The organism is Gordonia phosphorivorans, from assembly GCF_042432625.1.
Classification (GTDB): Bacteria; Actinomycetota; Actinomycetes; order Mycobacteriales; family Mycobacteriaceae; genus Gordonia; species Gordonia phosphorivorans.
This window is the reverse complement of the sequence record NZ_JBHLWV010000043.1, coordinates 1-1696: the sequence shown is the minus strand read 5'-3', so window position 1 is coordinate 1696 and position 1696 is coordinate 1. Positions and strand designations below refer to the sequence as shown.

Annotated in this window: 1 protein-coding gene; it reads left to right on the top strand. The window is 61.6% G+C overall.

What is annotated here, in order from left to right; translation table 11 throughout:
* Positions 1-169: 169 nt before the first annotated feature.
* Entirely contained in the window at positions 170-1675 is a 1506-nt protein-coding gene (locus tag ACFFJD_RS16720; RefSeq protein WP_246991921.1) for an IS1634 family transposase, read from the top strand.
* Positions 1676-1696: the final 21 nt, after the last annotated feature.

Genomic DNA, 1696 nt, shown 5'->3' with positions numbered 1-1696 from the left:
GGCTCTTCGTATTTCAGAGTGCGTTGACCCTTTCGGCGAGCTGACCGGAGTGCAGTACCTGACTTTTATCACCGACTCGGACATATTGGACTTTGCTTGTTGCGACCTGCGGGTTTAGAGCTGTTTCGGGCTGGATTTGTGCACTAAGGATCGCCGCTAGGGTGGGTGGATGGCCTACGTTCGGACCGTGAAGACCGCTTCGGGAGCGCGAGCAGTCCAGATCGTTCACGGTTCGCGGAAGGGGTCGCGGTCGATCGAGCACATCGGGTCAGCGCACACCGACGACGAGTACGCCGCGCTCAAGGCCGTGGCTGCGCGGCGTCTTGCTGCAGGTCAGGGCGAGTTGGACCTAGGCATTGCGGATGTCGTGCCGGCTTCAGCGGAGCCGTTACCGATCCAGTCCTCACGGATGGGGCACCTGTGGGATGGACTCGAGTACCTCTACCGCGAACTCGGCTTCGACGACGCGACCGGCGGTGATCCGGTTTTCCGCGACCTGGTGTTGGCGCGGATCATTGAGCCCACCAGCAAACTCGACTCGATCCGTGTCCTCGAGGAAGTTGGTGTGCCGGCAATGTCGTATCCGACGATGAACCGTCGCCTGCCGATCTACGCCACCGACACCTGGCGACAGAATCTCGCTGCCGCGTGTGCCAAGCATGCAGGCCTGGGGCCTACGACGCTCGTGTTGTACGACGTCACGACGCTGTACTTCGAGACGGACAAGGCCGATGGATTCCGCGAACCCGGATTCTCGAAAGAACGTCGTCTCGAGCCGCAGATCACCGTGGGGATGCTCACCGACGCCACTGGTTTCCCGCTGTTGATCGAGGCGTTCGAGGGCAATAAGAGCGAGAAACTCACGATCGTTCCGACCGTCCTGAAGTTCATGGCAGCCCATGACCTCAGCGACGTCACCGTCGTCGCCGACGCTGGCATGATCTCCGCGGAGAACATGAAAGCGATTGAACGAGAGGATCTTTCGTTCATCCTCGGTGAGCGGATGCCGTCGATCCCGTACCAGATCGCCAAGTGGGTCGCCGACCATCCCGATCAGACGCCAGCGGACGGGCTGACCCTGGCCCAGCACCAGCGCGCACACGCGAAGACGAGCTTTCGGCGCAACCGGGTCACCTATTACCGGTATTCGGCCGATCGGGCTCGGCGGAGCCTGCGCGGGATCAACGAACAGATAGGAAAAGCCGAGAAGGCCGTGGAAGGCAAGATTCCGGTCAAGCGGAACCGGTTCGTCACTCTCAAGGGCGCGGACAAGAGCGTCAATCGCGAGTTGGAGACGAAGGCGCGGACGCTGGCCGGGTGGAAGGCCTACATCACCAACATCGATGGGCCGACTCCGGAGTTCGTGATCGGCGCCTACCATCAGCTGTGGCGGATCGAGAAGAGTTTCCGCATGTCAAAGGGCGATTTGGCGGCGCGGCCGATCTACCACCGGACCGAGGACTCGATCCGTGCGCATTTGGCGATCGTGATGGCAGCACTCGCGGTGACACGGGTGGTCGAGGAACGGACAGGCTGGTCGATCAAGAAGTTCGTGACCACCACCCGCCGCTACCGGACCATCGAGATCCGCGTCGGCGACCAGATCATCACCGCCGCCGACCCACTACCGGACGACCTCGCCGACGTGCTCAGTGCGATCCGAGGTGCGCACTAAATTGATAAAAGTCAGGTTTCA

What these genes read in the sequence shown, in the direction of transcription:
- ACFFJD_RS16720 (WP_246991921.1), top strand. Translation starts at nt 170, where the DNA reads ATGGCCTACGTTCGGACCGTGAAGACCGCTTCGGGAGCGCGAGCAGTC.